20 protein-coding genes and 1 riboswitch are annotated in these 18,507 nt (G+C 45.2%); of the genes, 15 read left to right on the top strand and 5 right to left on the bottom strand.

The window, feature by feature from the left end:
* Positions 1-19: 19 nt before the first annotated feature.
* The 8 genes from ACXHJ1_RS24370 to ACXHJ1_RS24335 all read left to right on the top strand — a co-directional run bounded on the left by ACXHJ1_RS24370 (position 20) and on the right by ACXHJ1_RS24335 (position 6,102).
* Positions 20-226: an aspartyl-phosphate phosphatase Spo0E family protein gene (locus ACXHJ1_RS24370; protein WP_016820528.1), complete on the top strand. Its 207-nt coding sequence runs from the start codon at positions 20-22 to the stop codon at positions 224-226.
* A gap of 100 nt (positions 227-326) precedes the next feature.
* Positions 327-896 carry a hypothetical protein gene (locus tag ACXHJ1_RS24365; RefSeq protein ID WP_107733928.1) on the top strand — a complete coding sequence of 190 codons (570 nt, stop codon included), beginning with the start codon at positions 327-329 and terminating at the stop codon, positions 894-896.
* A gap of 18 nt (positions 897-914) precedes the next feature.
* Positions 915-1,478: a cob(I)yrinic acid a,c-diamide adenosyltransferase gene (locus ACXHJ1_RS24360; RefSeq protein ID WP_016820526.1), complete on the top strand. Its 564-nt coding sequence runs from the start codon at positions 915-917 to the stop codon at positions 1,476-1,478.
* Positions 1,479-1,499: 21 nt separating this feature from the next.
* Positions 1,500-2,456: an RluA family pseudouridine synthase gene (locus ACXHJ1_RS24355; protein WP_107733927.1), complete on the top strand. Its 957-nt coding sequence runs from the start codon at positions 1,500-1,502 to the stop codon at positions 2,454-2,456.
* A gap of 42 nt (positions 2,457-2,498) precedes the next feature.
* Positions 2,499-2,864 carry an arsenate reductase family protein gene (locus tag ACXHJ1_RS24350; protein ID WP_019686701.1) on the top strand — a complete coding sequence of 122 codons (366 nt, stop codon included), beginning with the start codon at positions 2,499-2,501 and terminating at the stop codon, positions 2,862-2,864.
* A gap of 72 nt (positions 2,865-2,936) precedes the next feature.
* Positions 2,937-3,833: a 5'-3' exonuclease gene (locus tag ACXHJ1_RS24345; protein WP_017426645.1), complete on the top strand. Its 897-nt coding sequence runs from the start codon at positions 2,937-2,939 to the stop codon at positions 3,831-3,833.
* Between the two features lie 217 nt (positions 3,834-4,050).
* On the top strand, positions 4,051-4,929 hold the full coding sequence (locus ACXHJ1_RS24340) for an ROK family protein (RefSeq protein ID WP_457906199.1): 879 nt from the start codon (positions 4,051-4,053) through the stop codon (positions 4,927-4,929).
* A gap of 165 nt (positions 4,930-5,094) precedes the next feature.
* Complete coding sequence (locus ACXHJ1_RS24335) at positions 5,095-6,102, top strand: HRDC domain-containing protein (protein WP_107733925.1); 1,008 nt, start codon at positions 5,095-5,097, stop codon at positions 6,100-6,102.
* Between the two features lie 121 nt (positions 6,103-6,223).
* Here the strand turns inward: ACXHJ1_RS24335 and corA are convergent, their stop codons facing one another.
* Positions 6,224-7,159, bottom strand: a complete 936-nt coding sequence (corA, locus tag ACXHJ1_RS24330; protein WP_013370115.1) for a magnesium/cobalt transporter CorA — start codon at positions 7,157-7,159, stop codon at positions 6,224-6,226.
* Between the two features lie 548 nt (positions 7,160-7,707).
* Positions 7,708-7,834, top strand: a riboswitch (SAM riboswitch).
* Between the two features lie 117 nt (positions 7,835-7,951).
* Here corA and metA point away from each other — a divergent pair.
* The 4 genes from metA (at position 7,952) to mqnC (ending at position 12,828) form a co-directional block, all read left to right on the top strand.
* The gene (gene metA / locus ACXHJ1_RS24325; protein ID WP_019686767.1) at positions 7,952-8,869 is read left to right on the top strand and encodes a homoserine O-acetyltransferase MetA; all 918 of its coding nucleotides are present in this window, start codon (positions 7,952-7,954) and stop codon (positions 8,867-8,869) included.
* Between the two features lie 124 nt (positions 8,870-8,993).
* Positions 8,994-10,178, top strand: coding sequence for a PLP-dependent transferase (locus ACXHJ1_RS24320; RefSeq protein ID WP_107733924.1), 1,185 nt, complete (start codon positions 8,994-8,996; stop codon positions 10,176-10,178).
* Positions 10,175-11,353, top strand: coding sequence for an aminotransferase class I/II-fold pyridoxal phosphate-dependent enzyme (locus tag ACXHJ1_RS24315; RefSeq protein WP_017426650.1), 1,179 nt, complete (start codon positions 10,175-10,177; stop codon positions 11,351-11,353). The genes ACXHJ1_RS24320 and ACXHJ1_RS24315 overlap by 4 nt, the downstream gene beginning before the upstream one ends.
* Before the next feature lie 341 nt (positions 11,354-11,694).
* Positions 11,695-12,828: a cyclic dehypoxanthinyl futalosine synthase gene (mqnC, locus tag ACXHJ1_RS24310; RefSeq protein ID WP_016820516.1), complete on the top strand. Its 1,134-nt coding sequence runs from the start codon at positions 11,695-11,697 to the stop codon at positions 12,826-12,828.
* Between the two features lie 148 nt (positions 12,829-12,976).
* On the opposite strand, the gene ACXHJ1_RS24305 is transcribed toward mqnC, so the two are convergent.
* From ACXHJ1_RS24305 to ACXHJ1_RS24290, 4 genes are all read right to left on the bottom strand, one after another.
* Complete coding sequence (locus ACXHJ1_RS24305; RefSeq protein WP_107733923.1) at positions 12,977-13,840, bottom strand: YitT family protein; 864 nt, start codon at positions 13,838-13,840, stop codon at positions 12,977-12,979.
* 84 nt (positions 13,841-13,924) lie between these two features.
* Positions 13,925-15,151: a cation:proton antiporter gene (locus ACXHJ1_RS24300; protein WP_107733922.1), complete on the bottom strand. Its 1,227-nt coding sequence runs from the start codon at positions 15,149-15,151 to the stop codon at positions 13,925-13,927.
* A gap of 4 nt (positions 15,152-15,155) precedes the next feature.
* Positions 15,156-15,650 carry a cation:proton antiporter regulatory subunit gene (locus ACXHJ1_RS24295; RefSeq protein ID WP_025364453.1) on the bottom strand — a complete coding sequence of 165 codons (495 nt, stop codon included), beginning with the start codon at positions 15,648-15,650 and terminating at the stop codon, positions 15,156-15,158.
* Positions 15,651-15,846: 196 nt separating this feature from the next.
* A complete protein-coding gene (locus ACXHJ1_RS24290) occupies positions 15,847-16,242 on the bottom strand; it encodes a hypothetical protein (protein WP_016820512.1) in 396 nt (131 codons plus the stop codon).
* A gap of 239 nt (positions 16,243-16,481) precedes the next feature.
* Between ACXHJ1_RS24290 and ACXHJ1_RS24285 the strand changes: the two genes are divergently transcribed.
* The 3 genes from ACXHJ1_RS24285 (at position 16,482) to ACXHJ1_RS24275 (ending at position 18,393) form a co-directional block, all read left to right on the top strand.
* A complete protein-coding gene (locus ACXHJ1_RS24285; protein WP_016820511.1) occupies positions 16,482-17,363 on the top strand; it encodes a putative sporulation protein YtxC in 882 nt (293 codons plus the stop codon).
* A gap of 61 nt (positions 17,364-17,424) precedes the next feature.
* Positions 17,425-18,000, top strand: a complete 576-nt coding sequence (locus ACXHJ1_RS24280; protein WP_016820510.1) for a 3D domain-containing protein — start codon at positions 17,425-17,427, stop codon at positions 17,998-18,000.
* An 84-nt stretch (positions 18,001-18,084) separates the two neighbouring features.
* On the top strand, positions 18,085-18,393 hold the full coding sequence (locus ACXHJ1_RS24275; protein ID WP_016820509.1) for a hypothetical protein: 309 nt from the start codon (positions 18,085-18,087) through the stop codon (positions 18,391-18,393).
* Positions 18,394-18,507: the final 114 nt, after the last annotated feature.

The raw sequence follows: 18,507 nt of genomic DNA, 5'->3' as shown, positions 1-18,507 counted from the left end.
AATTACAGGAGGAGTGCTCATGTCATATGTTGGATATAATTCGCCGAGTTCAATAGGATACGACATTTCCCTGGAAGATGAAATTTTGTTCCTGCGCAATGAGATGATGCGGACGTTTCAGGAAGAGCAGTCCTTGACCTCTGATCTTGTCATCGAGATTAGCTGCAAACTAGATTTGAAAATCAATGAATACATGAAGCTGTACGGTACGGAATGCAGAGTGTAACTGTGTGAAGTCACCATAGCTACGAAGAAGGCCGCAGGGCCTTCTTTTTTTGCGTTCACAACTTATGATATATTAGTGGCATGGAAGAGGGGGCGTACACATGAAAGCAGGGCTAAAAAGGCTATCGCCATGGATCATCGGAATCATAGCACTTGTACTATTGGCTGGATGTGGGGGGCGAGACAAGGACAGCTTCTCCATATTTATTATGGATAAAGGGGATGCTTCAGTCATTCGTGACGAGCTGGCACAAAAGCTTAAGGATAAGCTGGGCGAACAGGCTCCGACAATCGAGATTTCAGTCAGCCCACTGTATAACCAGCAGAAGCTGGTCGTAGAATATGCGGCCGGAGAACATGATTTGTTTCTTTTGCCGGAAGAGGACATGAAGTTGTATGGACAAAATGGTTCGAATCTACCCTTAGATGATGCCTTTGACAAGAAGACATATGCCCGGGGTGTATTCCAAGGCGGCGTATTTAAGAAAAAGGAGCAAGGGGAAGAAGGAACGGATGTCATCAAGGAAACTCATTTGTTCGGAATTCCAGTGGAGCAGATGAAGATGTTTAAGGACCTAAAATATAACTCAAACACATTATTTGCTACCGTACCACCACGCACAAGCAATAAGGAAGAAGCCATCAAGGTGCTGAAAGCACTCACAGAATGATAAAGGGGATGAAATAGTATGGGTATTTATACCAGAACAGGTGATGAAGGACAAACTTCTGTGATCGGCGGTCGAGTGTCTAAAGATGACGACCGTGTGGAGGCGTACGGTACCATTGACGAGCTGAACAGCTTTGTAGGACAAGCGATCAGCTTTGCCGAAGGGGAAAAGTTTGCGGACATTCGGACTCAATTGGAAGAAATACAGCAGGAGCTGTTCGATTGTGGCTCGGATTTGGCGTTTGTTAAAATCAGTGAAAGTAAATATAAGGTCAAAGACGAGCTGGCAGAGCGGCTGGAAGGCTGGATTGATGCATGCCAGGAGGAAAATCCGAAGGTGGAACGCTTTATTATCCCGGGAGGCAGTACATTATCTTCGACGCTTCATGTTTGCCGCACGGTTTGCCGACGTGCGGAACGCCGTGCTGTTACACTAGGTAAGCACACAGATATCAATCCTGCGGTACGTCGGTATTTGAACCGCCTATCCGATTATTTCTTTGTTGTGGCTCGCACTGCGAATGTACGTCAGGGTGTACCTGATGTCGAATATGTTCGCAGCAAAAAAGTGTTCCGCAAATAAGGAGGCAATCGGGAATTTGTGATGAGCTCGTACTATGAACCTATCGTATATATGATCCCTCCTGAGGAGGAGGGCATGCTGCTGAAGACCATTCTACAAAAACGTATGAACATTTCTCGCAAGCTCATATCCAAACTCAAGCTGACCGAACAGGGGATCATGCTGAACGGGATACGTGTGTATATCAGTGTAAAGGTGAAGTCCGGGGATCGAGTAGAGATCCGCATGGAGCGCGAGCGTTCCGATGATATTTTACCGGAACCCATTCCTTTTGAGATTTTGTTTGAGGATGAACATCTGTTAGTAGTGAACAAGGCGGCGGGGATGATTGTCCATCCGACTCACGGTCATTACACAGGAACGCTGGCGAACGGGGTTGTGCATTATTGGCAGACCAAGGAAGAGCTGTTTCGGTTTCGGCCTGTTCATCGTCTTGATCAGGAGACGACCGGCGTGCTGGTTGTAGCTAAAAATCCGTATGTACACCAGCATATTTCCGAACAGATGATTGCGGGAACGGTGGACAAGCGCTATACAGCTTTGGTGCATGGGCGCCCTGAGCAGCAGGAAGGCAGGGTGGACGGACCGATTGACCGTAACCCGGATAATCCGCATTTGCGTATGGTGACTCCAGATGGTTATCCTGCCCTTACGCTATATAAGCTGGAGGAAGTATGGAGCGAAGGAAGCCGCATCAGTCTAAAATTGGAATCCGGACGTACGCACCAAATTCGGGTTCACATGACATATATCGGATGCCCGTTGATCGGAGACAAAATGTACCGGATTACACCCAATGATGCTGTGCAACGTGAGCGATATGATCAGCTTGATGCCAAGATGCCTCGACAAGCCCTGCATGCTTCAGAATTATCCTTGGTGCATCCTGTGACCGGGGAGCGAATGACGTTTTGTGCTCCTCTACCGGATGATATGATCGGAATGCAAGAGCTGTTAAGGGCTCAATATCCAGAATAAATATTCAACAAAGATTGAAACCAAATGGAGGTTAATCTAGCGATGAGCCAACTGAAAGTATACCAGTATTCTAAATGCAGCACCTGTCGTAATGCAGTGAAATGGCTGCAAAACAAGGGGCATGAGACGGAACTGATTCCTATTTTTGAACAACCGCCCGGCCCGGAGGAATTGGAAGACTTGATTAAAAAAAGCGGGCTGGAACTGAAAAAGTTTTTCAATACGAGCGGTGAAGTATACAAAGAATTAAAGCTGAAAGATAAGCTTGGAGACATGAGCCGTGAAGAGCAAATTTCGCTTTTGTCCTCGAATGGAAGATTAATTAAACGCCCGATTGTAACTGACGGGAATAAAGTAACCGTAGGATTCAAAGAGGAAACATTTGAGGGGACATGGGGAGCTCAGTAAAGCCCAATTTACCCCCACATTATGTTATACTGTGAGGGTTAAATATTATGATGAATGGGAGCAATACAATCTGTGACACAACGCAATGAACAATCCGTAATGCTGGTTGACGGCATGGCCCTGCTTTTTCGTGCTTATTATGCAACCGCTGCAAACGGTTATATCCGTCGTACAAAAGCTGGAGTACCAACGAACGCCATATATGGTTTTATTCGATATTTTTGGGATGCAGTTCAAACCTTTAATCCTACACATGTCATTTGCTGCTGGGATATGGGTGGAACGACATTCCGTGGGGAACATTTTGCTGCGTATAAGGGCAACCGTGCCGACGCGCCAGATGATTTGATTCCTCAATTTACTTTGATCCGTGAAGTGACGGACAGCCTCGGCATTCCCAACATTGGGGCGGAAGGCTTTGAAGCGGATGATTGTATCGGTACGCTCGCACGTCATTATTCGCAAAATGAGGATATGGATGTCATGATTCTCTCGGGAGATCATGATTTACTTCAATTGGTAGATGAGCGGACACGGGTCATTATTATGAAAAAAGGGCATGGAAATTATATGGTATATACCCCGGAGACCCTGCTGTCAGAAAAAGGGCTTAAGCCACGCCAAGTGGTCGACCTCAAAGGCTTGATGGGTGATGCAAGTGACAATTACCCGGGAGTACGCGGAATCGGTGAGAAAACTGCCCTCAAGCTGGTGCAGGAGTACGACTCCATTGAAGGCATTCTGGAAAATCTGGATCAATTGACTCCATCGGTTCGTAAAAAGATCGAGAGTGATTTGGATATGCTGCATCTTTCACGCAAACTTGCTAAAATTCACTGTGATGTGCCTGTTGCGTGTGCTTTAGACAGCTGTCTGTTGACGCTGGATCACGTGCAAATTGTCGATAAGTTTGAGCAGCTTGAAATGAAGAGCTTGTGTACGTTGATGGGTGTCGCAACCGGATCATAATGAAGCTGTTAGGCTTGTGCTGTGCATTTCAGGTGGACTAAGTTATATAGGGATGCTGGCGCTTGGTGCGTTAGTGTCCTTATTTGTATACAACTAACTCAGCTTAGGTATATAACCATGTGAAGGATTTTATACAATTGTGATAAGGGGATTGACCTTAGGCTCGTTTCAGGTGAATATAATGGAGAGAGATCATGGAGAGGGGATTACAGCAGCTATGACAGTATTGGGAGCAATTGAGGCAGGCGGTACCAAATTTGTATGTGGAATTGGAAATGAACGAGGAGAGGTATTGGAAAGAGCAAGCTTTCCAACAACGACTCCAGCAGAAACCATGGAGAATGTCATTGCATTTTTTGAAGGCAAGGGGATTGAAGCGCTGGGTGTAGGCTCATTCGGACCGATTGATCCTATCGAAGGCAGTGATACATATGGTTATATTACAACAACGCCAAAGCCGCATTGGGGAAATTATAATCTGATTGGCAAACTGAAGGAGCATTTCGATGTACCTATGGGGTTTGACACGGATGTGAATGGAGCAGCACTGGGTGAGTCCATTTGGGGTGCGGCTAAAGGATTGGACAACTGTCTGTATATTACAATAGGTACAGGCATCGGAGCGGGTGCTTTGGTTGGCGGAAAGCTGGTACATGGATTATCCCACCCGGAAATGGGACATATTTTGGTACGTCGTCATCCAGAAGATCACTATGAGGGCACATGTCCATATCATGGAGATTGTCTGGAAGGACTGGCAGCGGGGCCAGCACTCGAAAAAAGATGGAAGGTTAAAGGGCATGAGCTTTCTGTGGATCACCCGGCTTGGGAAATGGAGGCCCGTTATCTGGCACAGGCTTTAATGAGCTATGTATTAATCCTGTCACCGCAAAAAATTATTATGGGCGGCGGAGTAATGAAGCAGGATCAATTGTTCCCGCTCATTCGTACCAAGCTTCAACAACTCTTAAATGGGTACGTACAGCATCCGAGTCTGACTACAGAAATTGAGCAATTTATCGTATCTCCGGGCTTGGGTGACAATGCTGGATTGTGCGGTGCTCTGGCTTTGGCCAAGGAAAAGCTGAATTTTTAGAATTTATGGTTGACGGTACTCCAAGGTCCGGTTATCATATAGGCAACAGCATAGTACGGATCAAAAAGGGAAGCACCTTTCTTGCGAATACGCAGGATAGGTGCTTTTTTTGCGTTTGTGTATTGTGCGAGTCAGTCATTTTAACCTTATGAGGGAGGAAGAACCATGGAGATTGTATTTTTAAATCGCTTGTCCAAACAGAATGAACAGGGCTGTGAGGACTTTGCGCAGGTATGGATCGGACAACATGAAGGGGGATGGAGTGCAGGCTGGAGCACACACCATGTCCCAGATGAAAGTATAGATGACCTTTGGTATGAAGGCAGTTTGTGGCAGGAATTACTGCATGTATACCGTCATGAGCTGGCGCTCAAGATGGCTGAGGGCTACAGGCCTCTAATTCATGGCGTTTTTCATGAGCAAGAAGGATCATCAGGACGTGGACAAACGCTACAAAAGCTGTATTGCTATAGTGATTTGTTTCCGCGTGATGAGGTGTATGAACAATTAACAATGTGGAGACGGCAAAAGGCAGCAACTGAGCGAAAAGCACCTTATTTTATCGCTACGAATCGACTACTTCGACTCATCAGCGTCTATCTTCCTCATACCGAAGAAGAATTGTTAGAACTACCTGGTATGGGCCTGGGTAAGGTGTCGCAATATGGGACGGAGCTATTGGCTATAACGAAACAAAATGATCGGACCACGCCCTTTCCGCTGAACTGGGTAACAGAGACACTTGAAGAAGAAGTTTTTTTGTCATGGCTGTACAAGCAAAAAGAAAACCAGTACAGACAGGAACTGAATAAGTTTAGCCTGACTAGAGCGATTATCGAGGGCATTTCGGACGGTCTTTCACTGGAGCATATCGGAATGAAGACAGGTTTGCACCGTCGAGAAATGATTGAAGCTGTGGAGCATTTGGATAGGGATGGAATGGATATGGAGAAGCTGATCCGCAAGGAATTGGCACATGTATCAGAGGAGGAGCAGGCAGCCATCTGGTCTGCTTATGCAGAGTTGGGAGATACGCTGCTCAAGCCCATTATGCTAAAAGTGTATGGAGAAGAAAAAGCGACGGAAGCAGGGCTGGATCAAATTTATGAGCGACTGCGACTGATTCGTATACGGTTCCGCCATCAGGAGGTACCTGACCGACATGTTGGATAATATAGAGACGATTGAAAGTGTCCTAAAGTACAAATAAGATGCAACATAAAAAAAGCAGCAGCGAGTTCCTCATAGGACTCGGCTGCTGCTTTTGATGACCAAGCTTGAAAACCAAAATAATTCAAACCCAATCTTTCTTGCGGAAAATACAGAACATACTGACACCTAGTGCCACCATAATCCCAATGACGACAAAATAACCATAACGTGTATGAAGCTCAGGCATATTATCAAAGTTCATCCCATATATTCCGGTAATGACCGTCAACGGCATAAATACAGTTGTAATGGCGGTAAACACACGCATGATTTCATTAGCACGGTTGGCGATACTTGACTGATAAGCTTCTCTAAGGTTCCCCATCAAGTCGCGATAAGTTTCGAAAGTCTCCGAAATTTTCACAGCATTTTCATAAATGTCGCTAAAATATTTTTGTAGTTGATCGTCGATAAGCCGCAAATCCCGTTTGTTCAGGGTATTGATGACTTCCTTTTGTGGGCCGAGCACTTTTTTTAGCCATAGAATCTCACTGCGCAAGCCGATGATTTCGTTCAAGTGCGACTTTTTCGTATGCATCAGAATGTCTTCTTCCAGCTTTTCAATACGAACTTCAATCCGGTCACCAACCAGAAAATAGTTATCAACGATCAAATCGACCAACAGATACATAAAACGGTCAGGCTGGCTAACTTCCTGCTCCCACAGCATAGGCTTGAGAGTACGAAGCTCATTGATTTTCTGCTTGGTCACCGTAATGATAAAATGGCGGCCGAGAAAAATGTTCAAAGCACGCAAAAATATTTCTTCATCATCAAAACGAATACTATTTACAACGATAAAATAATGGCTTTCATAAATTTCAATCTTTGGACGCTGTTCTTCTTCACTCAAACAGTCTTCTACTGCAAGATCATGCATAGAAAATAAGGGCTGAAGCACTGTCAGATCCTCGACATCAGCATCAATCCAATAAAAGCCTTCTGCCGGTGCAGTGAGCGCCATTTCAATTTCTTCGACAGGGGTAAAAACCCCGTTGTTAACCAAACGGATTTTCATATATGTCACTCCTTATGCTCCGTCGTAACGGAAATACGTTTACCTTAAGCATAAGGAATGGACTCAGTTAGCCAGTTAGCCGGTGCGGGTAAGCGTGCATACCATCAAAAGCAGAAGGCTTTTGGAGCATGCGGAGCCTGGCGTCCCGTCTTTCGGCAAGCTGAAGTCATTCCTATGCTGTTGTTCAGGGATCGCCGCCTATTCGGACTCGGGTCGCCTTCCATTCCGGATTCACCTCACAAATGTTCTTTTTTAGGTTGCCACAGTATCGAAGAAAACACTCTAATCTACACTGTTGCACCGTATTTTTGCCTATTAGCACTTGTATAGTATAACGCTCGGCCTACGGCCTTTCAAGGGCAAAATCATGGGCTAAATCAACAGCAGTCATATGAGCTTCTGCGAAAGGGGGATATGATTTAACCTATGGAAAAGGTAGACAAAATGTGAATGCAGGGCACAAATTTACAAGTCCATCTTGACGAAGCCCAGCCGATGCATTAAAGTGAACAACAAGAACTTTGTGAACCCAAAATGAATATAGCGAAATCTTATCAAGAGCAGGTGGAGGGACTAGCCCGATGATACCCGGCAACCGGCGATTTTTATCGCACGGTGCTAATTCTTGCAGGACTCGCGCTTTGTACAAAGAAGCGTAGCCCTGACAGATGAGAGAGGCGCATATGGATACAAATATGACCTTTCTCTAACCGAGAAAGGTCTTTTTATTATATGCCCGGCATCTCTACCAGACGATTTTCGCACAACTTACCGATCAAGGAGTGAGTTTACATGCCGATTAAAATTCCAGATACACTGCCTGCTAAGGAAGTACTGGAGGGCGAAAATATTTTCGTAATGGACGAAAGCCTGGCTTATCATCAGGATATTCGTCCGTTGCGCATCGCCATTTTGAATTTGATGCCTACGAAGGAAACAACGGAAACCCAACTGTTGCGTCTGGTCGGCAATACGCCGTTACAAGTGGATGTCACGTTGGTGCATATGAAGTCACATGTATCTAAAAATACATCGCAAGAATATTTGAACATGTTTTATAAAACGTTTGATGAGATCAAGAACAGTCGTTTTGACGGCATGATTATTACAGGAGCCCCCGTAGAACAACTTGAGTTTGAGGATGTGACCTACTGGGCGGAGATCCGGCAAATCTTTGAGTGGACGAAAACAAATGTTACTTCGACCATGCATATCTGTTGGGCCTCACAGGCAGGCTTATACCATCATTTCAATGTTCCGAAATACGGGCTCGACACCAAATGCTTTGGGGTATTCCCACACACCGTTATTAAACCTAAAGTGAAACTGCTACGCGGCTTTGATGAACTGTTTTATGCTCCCCACTCTCGGCATACCGAGGTTCGGCGGGAAGATATTGACCATATTGCCGAATTAGAAGTTTTATCCGAATCCGAGGAAGCTGGAGTGTACCTGGTAGCCACGCTTGATGGTAAACAAATTTTTGTAACAGGGCATTCTGAATATGACCCACTTTCGCTGAAATGGGAATACGATCGCGATATAGCCAAAGGACTGGATATTGACGTCCCCAAAAATTATTATCCTAATGATGATCCTGGACGCATACCGCCCTCGATCTGGCGGGCTCATGCCAATTTATTATTTTCAAATTGGCTTAACTATTATGTATACCAAGAAACACCTTATGATATCGGACCTCAGATTTAAAAAGGGGCTTGTAGTTTACCCTTATACAGTACCACCTTGCAGTAGCGCAGCAGTATAGTCTTGGACATCCATTTTTGCAGCATATGTTATAGCACCTACTATGGAAGTGAACAGGAGGATTCATATGAGTGAGAAGCAGTGGAAAATCGAAAGCAGATTGGCACAAATCGGTTCAGTAGAGGAGCCAGTAACCGGGGCTGTTAATTACCCGATTTACCAATCTACGGCGTTCCGCCATCCCCGTCTGGGTCAAAGCACAGGGTTTGATTACATTCGGACGATTAATCCCACGCGAAAGGTACTGGAAGAGGCTGCTGCTGCACTTGAATCTGGTGATGCAGGCTTTGCTTGCAGTTCAGGTATGGCAGCGCTGCAAACGGTATTTGCTTTGTTTGGACAGGGAGACCACCTCATTGTATCGCTGGATCTTTATGGCGGGACCTATCGTTTGCTAGAGCGTATTTTATCCAAATTTGGTGTGACCGCAACTTATGTGGATACAAACGATCTCGAAGCACTCCAACAGTCATGTCGACCGAATACCAAAGCCGTATTCATAGAAACGCCTACCAATCCGTTAATGATGATAACTGATATTCAAGCGGTGGCTGCATGGGCATCACAACATGAGTTGCTTACTATTGTAGATAATACGCTGCTAACACCATATTTCCAGCGGCCATTGGAATTAGGTGCGGATATTGTGGTACATAGCGCAACCAAATATTTGGGCGGACACAACGATGTGCTGGCAGGGTTGATTGTAAGCAAAGGAAAAGAGCTGTCAGCTGAAATTTCCTTCCTGCACAATTCCATAGGGGCCGTGCTTTCCCCAAGCGACTGCTATCAGTTGATGAAGGGGATGAAGACGTTAGCGCTACGTATGGATCGACATGAGCATAATGCTACGGTGTTGTCTAATTATTTACTGACGCATCCAGCAGTGGCGGAAGTATTTTACCCGGCGCTTGAGGGCCATCCAGGTCGTGAGATACAAAATAAACAATCCAGCGGAAACACGGGTATTTTCTCTTTCAAAGTAAAGGATGCTCGCTATGTGGAGCCTTTGCTTCGTCATATTAAGCTTATTGCGTTTGCCGAAAGTCTAGGCGGTGTGGAATCGCTAATGACCTATCCTGCTGTGCAGACACATGCGGACATACCGGTAGAAATTCGGGATGCAGTCGGGGTAGATGACAGGTTGCTTCGTTTCTCTGTAGGTATCGAGCATACGGATGACCTGATTGAAGATTTGCGTTCGGCACTGGAAGCGGCACGTCAAGAAGTAGAAGGAGGGGAGCAGCAATGATAGAGGATGCGAGGAAGATCGGAGAGGATCTGGACAAAGGGCGGAAATTCGCAACCAAGCTGCTGCATTTTGGCTCTGAAATTGACAGTGTTACAGGGGCATCGAGTGTCCCGATCTATCAAGCTTCGACCTTTCACCATCATGATATTTTTAATCCCCCACAGCATGATTATAGCCGTTCAGGTAATCCGACACGACAAGCTTTGGAAGATTATATCGCCTTATTAGAAGGCGGAGCTTGCGGTTTTGCCTTTGCATCAGGTATGGCTGCCATCTCCACTACATTTATGCTCTTATCCGCTGGTGATCATGTCATTGTTTCGGAGGACGTATATGGAGGAACATATCGACTGCTGACCTCCATCTTGAAACGGATGAATATCGAAACGACCTTCGTTGATATGACGGATCTCAACCTTGTGAAAGAGGCGTTGCAGGAAAATACAAGGGCTGTGTATATGGAAACCCCGTCTAATCCGACCCTCAAAATTACCAATGTAGCTGGAATAACCTCATGGGCAAGGGAAAATGGACTTTTGACGTTATTGGATAATACTTTTATGACACCTTATTATCAACGTCCGATTGAGCAGGGAGTCGATATTGTATTGCACAGTGCGACCAAGTTTTTGGGTGGACACAGCGACGTACTGGCAGGGCTTGCGGTAGCTCGTACTGAGTCGTTGGGGAGACAAATCAAGCAGCTTCAGAATGGATTAGGTACTGTGCTGGCACCGCAAGAGTCTTGGCTGCTCATGCGTGGTATGAAGACACTGGAGGCACGTATGGCTCACAGCGAAAAAAGTGCAGCTAAGCTTGCCAATTGGCTAAACGAGCGCAATGACATTGAAGCGGTATACTATCCGGGCCTGGAAAATCATCCAGGGCGTGTGATTCATGAGAGTCAATCGAGCGGTTATGGTGCAGTGATATCGTTTGATGTGGGTTCGGGTGAACGTGCAAAAGAGGTCCTCAGTCGCGTACGTATTCCCATTGTGGCGGTGAGTCTGGGAGCTGTGGAAAGTATCTTGTCGTACCCAGCAATGATGTCACATGCGGCTATGCCGCAAAGTGTACGGTTGGAGCGCGGGATTACAGACGGACTACTTCGTTTCTCCGTAGGTCTGGAGGACATTGATGACCTGATCCGTGATCTGGATGAGGCGCTGAGCTAGAACGTTAGCACGCCCATAGCATCTCAACGTTATACGAAGGAAGCAAATAGGTACAGCCCTAAGCAGCAGGTTTCCTGTATTCAGGAGACTTGCTGTTTTCTATATGAATGACATGATAGACAGTGTGAAAAAAGGCACTTTTCAGTCTAAGTATGGTTCCTTACTAAAAGATATGTTAGTATTATCATTAGGTTTTACTATGCTAAATAGCACAGACAACATACAAGGCTAGTCATGAACATACATTACGGCAGGGTTCGAACGCAGGTTTGTGAAAGCATTCTCGTTCATAAGTCCTGTCTTTCATTTCGTCGCCCTGTGACAGCGAAGGAGGATACACCATGAGTGTAATCGACCATATTTTAGATAAAGCCCTACGCGGCGAACGCCTGAATTTAGAGGATACCGTTGCTTTGTTCGAATCAGACGAGGTTGAAAAAATAGGTCATGCGGCGAATAAAGTCATGAATCGCATGCATCCCGATCCCATAAAAACCTTCGTCATCGGACGAAATATTAACTATACGAACGTGTGTGACGTATACTGCCGCTTTTGCGCTTTTTACCGCAGACCGGGTTCCGATGAAGGTTATGTTTTGCCGGATGAGGTGATTTTCCAAAAAATTAAGGAAACGCAGGATGTAGGTGGCACCGAAATCCTAATGCAAGGCGGTGTAAATCCAAACCTGCCGTTCAGCTATTATACCGATTTGCTGAAAGCTATTAAGGAACGTTTTCCAGATATTACAATGCACTCCTTCTCACCAGCTGAAATTCACAAAATGAAGGAAAAATCCGGCCTATCCATGGAGGAAACGATCCGAGCCATTCATGAAGCTGGATTGGATTCGCTGCCGGGTGGAGGCGGAGAAATTTTGGATGACCGTACACGCCGCAAAATTAGCCGTCTCAAAGGCTCCTGGCGTGATTGGATGGATGTCATGCAAACAGCTCACAAGGTTGGGATGAACACAACGGCTACCATGGTAATCGGATTTGGCGAGCTGATGGAGGAGCGTGCGCTGCATTTGCTGCGTGTCCGTGATGCTCAGGACGAATGCATTGAAAACAAATATAATTCTGAAGGATTTCTGGCCTTTATTCCTTGGACCTTCCAACCAGACAACACGAATTTGAAGAAAGAACGCCAGACGCCAGAGGAATATTTGAAGACTGTAGCGATCAGTCGTCTTGTTTTGGATAACATCAAGCATATCCAGTCTTCATGGGTAACGATGGGGCCGGAAATCGGTAAAAAATCACTGTACTACGGTTGTGATGATTTTGGCAGCACCATGATTGAGGAAAATGTAGTTTCCGCTGCGGGAGCAACGTATAAGGTTAACATCGAATCCATTTTACAGTTGATCCGTGAGACGGGTCACATTCCGGCACAGCGCAATACCCGTTATGATATTATTCGTACTTTTGACAGTGCCAGCAGTATTGAGCATGACTTTATTATGCAAAATTAATATCAGCTAATATATCGTACATTACAAAACGCTTATCTTTCACTATCCTATGTACAAGGATAGTGAAGATAAGCGTTTTTGTGCGGAAGAGTGGATACTACAATATCTTTAATCATTTTTCTATTATGGTTAATATATTTGGGATTTGCTACGTTTCCCATCGCTTCATATACATGATCTCAGCCTGTGGGTCTGCCATTTGGATGGCCGCCTTAAAGCGCTGCAAATCCAAAAGATGAACACTGTAAATGATGACCATTTGTTCTTTTTTATCTGATTCGCTTTTAATCTTGCCCTTTATCTGGGCGGCAGAACCTTCAATAGGTGTGCTGTGTAAACGCAACCTGCGATATATGGCATCTTCGACAGTTGGCTGTTTTTTGCTGGCAACACAGACCATGCGTCTCAGACCAGTAAACATCAGCCGAGTCGTTTCATAGGCAGCGAGACAGGATAAGGCGGAATAGAGGGCTGGCTCCCAGCCTAACACAAAACCAGCCGTAATGAGCAGCAGGCCATTACACAACATTACGATCTGTATTAACGGAATTTTCCGATGAATTAGCAACAAAGTGGATGGACGGCCATCGTCAGATTCGCTGAGACCTAATGAATCAAGCAACCCCCCGTGACGAGCTGTCAGCGCTGCGCCAAGTCCAATACAGATTCCGCCTCCCAAAGCGCATACGACCGGATGGCCGCTCACTGCCGGAAAAGGCGAGAGAATGATGGCTGAGCCTGAAAAGGCAAACAAGCCAGGGAGTGCGCGAAGCAGCATGGGTTTGTGAGTAGACAAAGAATACAGCAGCATTAGTGGCAAGTTCAAAACGAATAGCAGTAACCCAAAATGCTCCTGTGTATAAAGCGACATGAGTCTGGAGATTCCCGTAACGCCTCCAGCGATCATATCATGCGGATGTAAAAACAATTCCAGACCGACGGATGCCGTAATTCCGCCAATTACCGTATAAAAGACAGGGAACCTGCTCGCATCTCCTGAAGCGGGCTTCACAAGCCGCCTCATAAAGTTTCGGCATGTTTTACAACGTGCGGCATAGCCTTCCCTCCTATGGATTGTCGTATCCAGCTTTTACAGTTACGCCGATTTGCTTTCTTCCTTTCGTAAGCGAGGGTCCTTAAATTTGAATATTTTGTTTAGCATATTAAAGATAGGCTTTGACTGCTTTGTCAGAAGCGGTCCAAGAATGGCCAGTATGAGTACATAGATGGCTGCAAAAGGTTGAACAATATCAAGCAAACCGCCTTCTTTACCCAAGTTGGCCATGATGATCGAAAATTCGCCTCGCGCCACAATAGTCAAACCGATATTTGCGGATGCTTTGGGAGTTAGGGACGCTGTACGCCCAGCCAGCATACCCGCCCAAATGTTACCAAATAGTGTGAGAAGGACTGCTGCCAGCGCAAGCCATATGGCGTTACCTCCTAGAGACAGCGGATCAATGGACAGTCCGAAACTGAAGAAGAACAGGGCACCAAAGAAATCGCGGAAAGGAACAATTAAATGCTCAATCCGTTTGGCGTGTTCCGTTTCGGCCAGTACCAGACCGACCAGCAGGGCTCCAATAGCTTCTGCTACATGGATCGTTTCTGAAAAACCAGCCACCAGGAACAGTGAGCCAAAAACAACGAGGCCGAATACCTCATTGGAGCGGATACGGAGAATCCGATTTAGCAGAGGGACGGCCTTTCGACCGATAATAATAACTGCAAGCATAAAGCCAAGTGCGATGAGTGCCGATAGCAGTACACCCCCGAGCGAGGAAGAGTCGCTAAGAACCAATCCGGAGAGGATGGAGATGTAGACGGCGAGGAAAACATCCTCAAACATAATAATACCTAAAATCATTTCTGTTTCAGCATTAGCGGTACGCTTGAGATCGACTAGCACCTTGGCTGCAATCGCACTGGATGATATTGTCGTAATTCCGGCAATAACTAGTGTCTCGGCTACAGGAAAGCCGCTCAGGAAGCCGAGAGCCAGCCCCAGTGTAAAATTGATGCCAATATAAATGGTACCGCCCACAGCAATGGAACGACCTGATTTAATCAACCGACCTACTGAGAACTCCAGCCCTAGGTAGAAGAGAAGAAACAGCACTCCGATTCTCCCCATAAAATCAATAAACGGGGCGCTTTCGATAAACCGAAAATCAAAATGCCATAGCTCCATCGCATGAGGTCCAACTGCCATTCCGATCAGAATATAAAAAGGGATGACCGAGAAGCGCAGTTTGGAGGATATCAGCCCCGCTGCAGCGATTAGAGCAATAGCCAATCCAACCTCAAATACCAGATGATCCATTCAATCACCCGCTTCCGTTCATAAGGATTTGTTTAAAGCGTTTCTGCTGGTCACGTTCTCCAACAACAACTACAGTGGCATCATCGCTAATAATCACTTCAGGGCCAGGATTTACATATTTTTTTCCCTTTTTCTCCACAATGGCGATAACCGTGGCACCCGAATTTTGCCTTACATCAAGCTCCCCAATGGATTTGCCTATACTTGCATAGTGGGATTCCACTCTGTACCATTCGATAATAAAATCGTCAAATGTCATCTCTACACTTTCGAGCTGCTTGGGCTTATAAGTCATACCACCGATGATGGAGGCTACTAATCGTGCTTCCTGATCATTCAGGGTTGTCATAGAAATGCTTTGTTCCAGATCCTCGTAATCAAAGTGATATAGCTCACGTCTGCCATCATCATGAATAATAATGACAATTCGGTCGCCACTCTCCGCATCAATTCGATACTTAATTCCGATTCCTGGCAAAATAGACTCTCGAATATCCATTTATAAAGCCTCCTGTATAATACGTTTATTTAAGTGAATGATATGGGAAATAAATCACATACTTTGGAAGTGATATGAAAAATTAGATTGCATTAAATTTTAAATAAAAAATGGAAAATTAAATTTTACGCAGTAGATGAATAGGAAAGTTAGCAAAGAGACATGCAAATGTGGTGATATGCATGCTAAAAGGAGGTTAAGCCACATAACTAGAGGTAAATTTGATGGGGAACAAGAACAATTGCTTCTTTAGCTTACAGATGACAGGTATAAAAGGCAGACGTAGCTTAGGGATGCTCATTAGCAGCACAAGCGCTATCAGAATGACAAAGGGAAGTGATTTAGCCGCAGCGATCACCAGATGCAGTAATGGGGAGGATTTGCGCACTGCTGGTTTGGAATGATGTTCCAGACCGTGAGAATCCGTTTCTAACGAAGTAACATCAGCATGAAGCATAAGTGAAGATCCCGAAGTAAACTGAAGGGATTGAGTGGTATCTTCCGCGTGAAACGTCACAGGAAGGGACAAAATCTGAACGAGGCTCAATATGACGATCATGAATGTGCGCAGCATGTTCAGCATCGTTGACATCTTATCTCCTCCCTCTTGTGAAAAATTCATATCACTATAACCTTAACATACCCCGCCCTAAATATTCAAACGTCTTTCGGTTTTTACCTAATCACGGTAATTGTTTATAACACGCTTAACGTCTCTTTGAAACCTGATCGGCCTCTTTTGCATATGTCTTTTTGTTTCCAGTCGTTCACTTCGTATAACCCTTCAGAGGCCGCCATATACTGAAAGCAGTGATCGAAAGGAGTGAGCCAATGGAACTGTTTACAGTGTGGACCAATACAGACGGAGATCAAGAAACCGACCGTTTTTACGAAGTGGTCAAAAGTAGAACCAAGGGACTACATATGTCACGGCGCGGATTTCGATTCACTTTCAGACAGCTGGACAACAAAGTGGCATGGACCTGCAAGGGCACTGAAAGCAATTCAGCGTTTGAAAGCTTTCTTCCCTGTGTATACAGCATCATGTCTTCGGCCATAGCGGATTATATTATCGAAGTCAGGGAGTGGGGGATTCTCGATCATATTCTCAACAAAGCCTGCTCGTTGCTGGAGAAAGAGGACGTTGAACAAATTCGTAGCATGATTCGCTCACTGTTAAATGATGATGGTCCCCGAGGACGTTTAAAGCGCCATGGTAAGCTGACCACCCTCTTGGAAAAGGACTTTAAGGAGCTTCGTGTAATCAATTTGGAAGGGCTTATTCAATTCAGACTGCATGCGTACAAAAAAGAGCTTGAAGAAATCGTTGACTATGCGATGGAAGAATTCTGGGCAGATCGGCAATACGAAGAATTTATGGGGCTGCTTAAATATTTTGTGTTTTTTCAGGAGAGCAAAGTTCCACTCGTGCATGTACTTCACCAAGGCGGGCATGATTTTATCATTCTCGATAGTGCCATGGTGCCCATACCGACTCCTGATGCAGATGATATTATTGTGGAAATGCCCGGTATTGAACTGGAGATGGAAGTTGAAGATCGAATCGTCAGCACTCTTATTTCGATATCTCCTGCTTCCATTATATTGCACACAGACGATGAGCACACCCCTATTGTGCGGACGCTTCTGCATATTTTTGAAGACAAAGTGAAGCTAAGCAGACTTTATCCGGGGCAGGATGTTCAAAAATAATTAATAGTCCGTATAAACTCATGGATTTCTGGAAAGCCTTTGCCTCAAGGGGAGGTTTTTTATGAGATCCATGTTGGTATGGAAACGGGTTTTGGGAACCATGTTAATCGCAATCTGTCTGGTATTATCCGGCAATGAGGTTTACGGTCACAAAGAACCGGTCCAGCATAAGAAATGGCAATCCGCACCTGTTATAGCTCCACGCGAAGAGCAGGTTATTACGACCATGACGGTCACGGCAACAGGTTATACAGCAGGGTATGAATCCACTGGCAAACGGCCGAATCATCCCGGTTACGGTATCACGTATTCCGGTGTAAAAGTGCGTCGTGACAAAAATACACTGTCCACGATTGCGGCTGATCCGAAGATGTTTCCTTTGGGCAGCATATTGTACATTCCAGGTTACGGTTACGGGATTGTAGCAGATACAGGTTCAGCGATTAAGGGCAATAAAATTGACTTGTATTTTAAAACAATCCGGCAGGTGTATTCTGAATGGGGCAAGAAAGATGTGGATGTTCAAATCATAAAAAAAGGAAACGGCAAGTGTACCGAAAAAATGATAAAATCGCTGCAAAAGGCGATAGAAACGCATAAGACCATTCCGCCCGAGACACTGGATGCTTCCATATAATCCTTGAATATTGTTTTTCCTGACTTCACATACTATGTTTCGGGATGAGCTTATCCCGCAAACCATACTGGGAGGTCGAGGAATATGCCAAATCAAGGCGGTAGTTCTTTCATGAACAAAGGCTTCAAGGCAAACACAGGAAATCAGTTCAAAGCGGAATTTGCACAAGACGATACGGTAGGCGTTGTTTCTCAAAAGGTGAAGCAGTCTGAACAAAATAAAATTCAAGACAACTTCCAAACACCAAATGAGAAGTATGACGAAGAATTTGCAACAGATCAAGGCGGTACAAGTGCAGTAGCGCAAAAAGTTCAAAACTCCAGTCGCAGCAAAATTCAAAGCAATGCACAAACACCGAACGAAAAGTTCGACGAGAACTTTAACACAAAATAAAAAGCATACTCAACACGAAATGCTCCGGATTGAATTCCGGGGCATTTCGCGTTGAGTAAAAGTAGCTAGATACAATAGGTCTGAGGTTTTATCTCCTTTTTAATTTTTTTTAAG

Source organism: Paenibacillus sp. ALE2 (genome assembly GCF_054113385.1).
The sequence above is the reverse complement of the archived record's forward strand: the minus strand, read 5'-3'. Positions and strand labels throughout refer to the sequence as shown.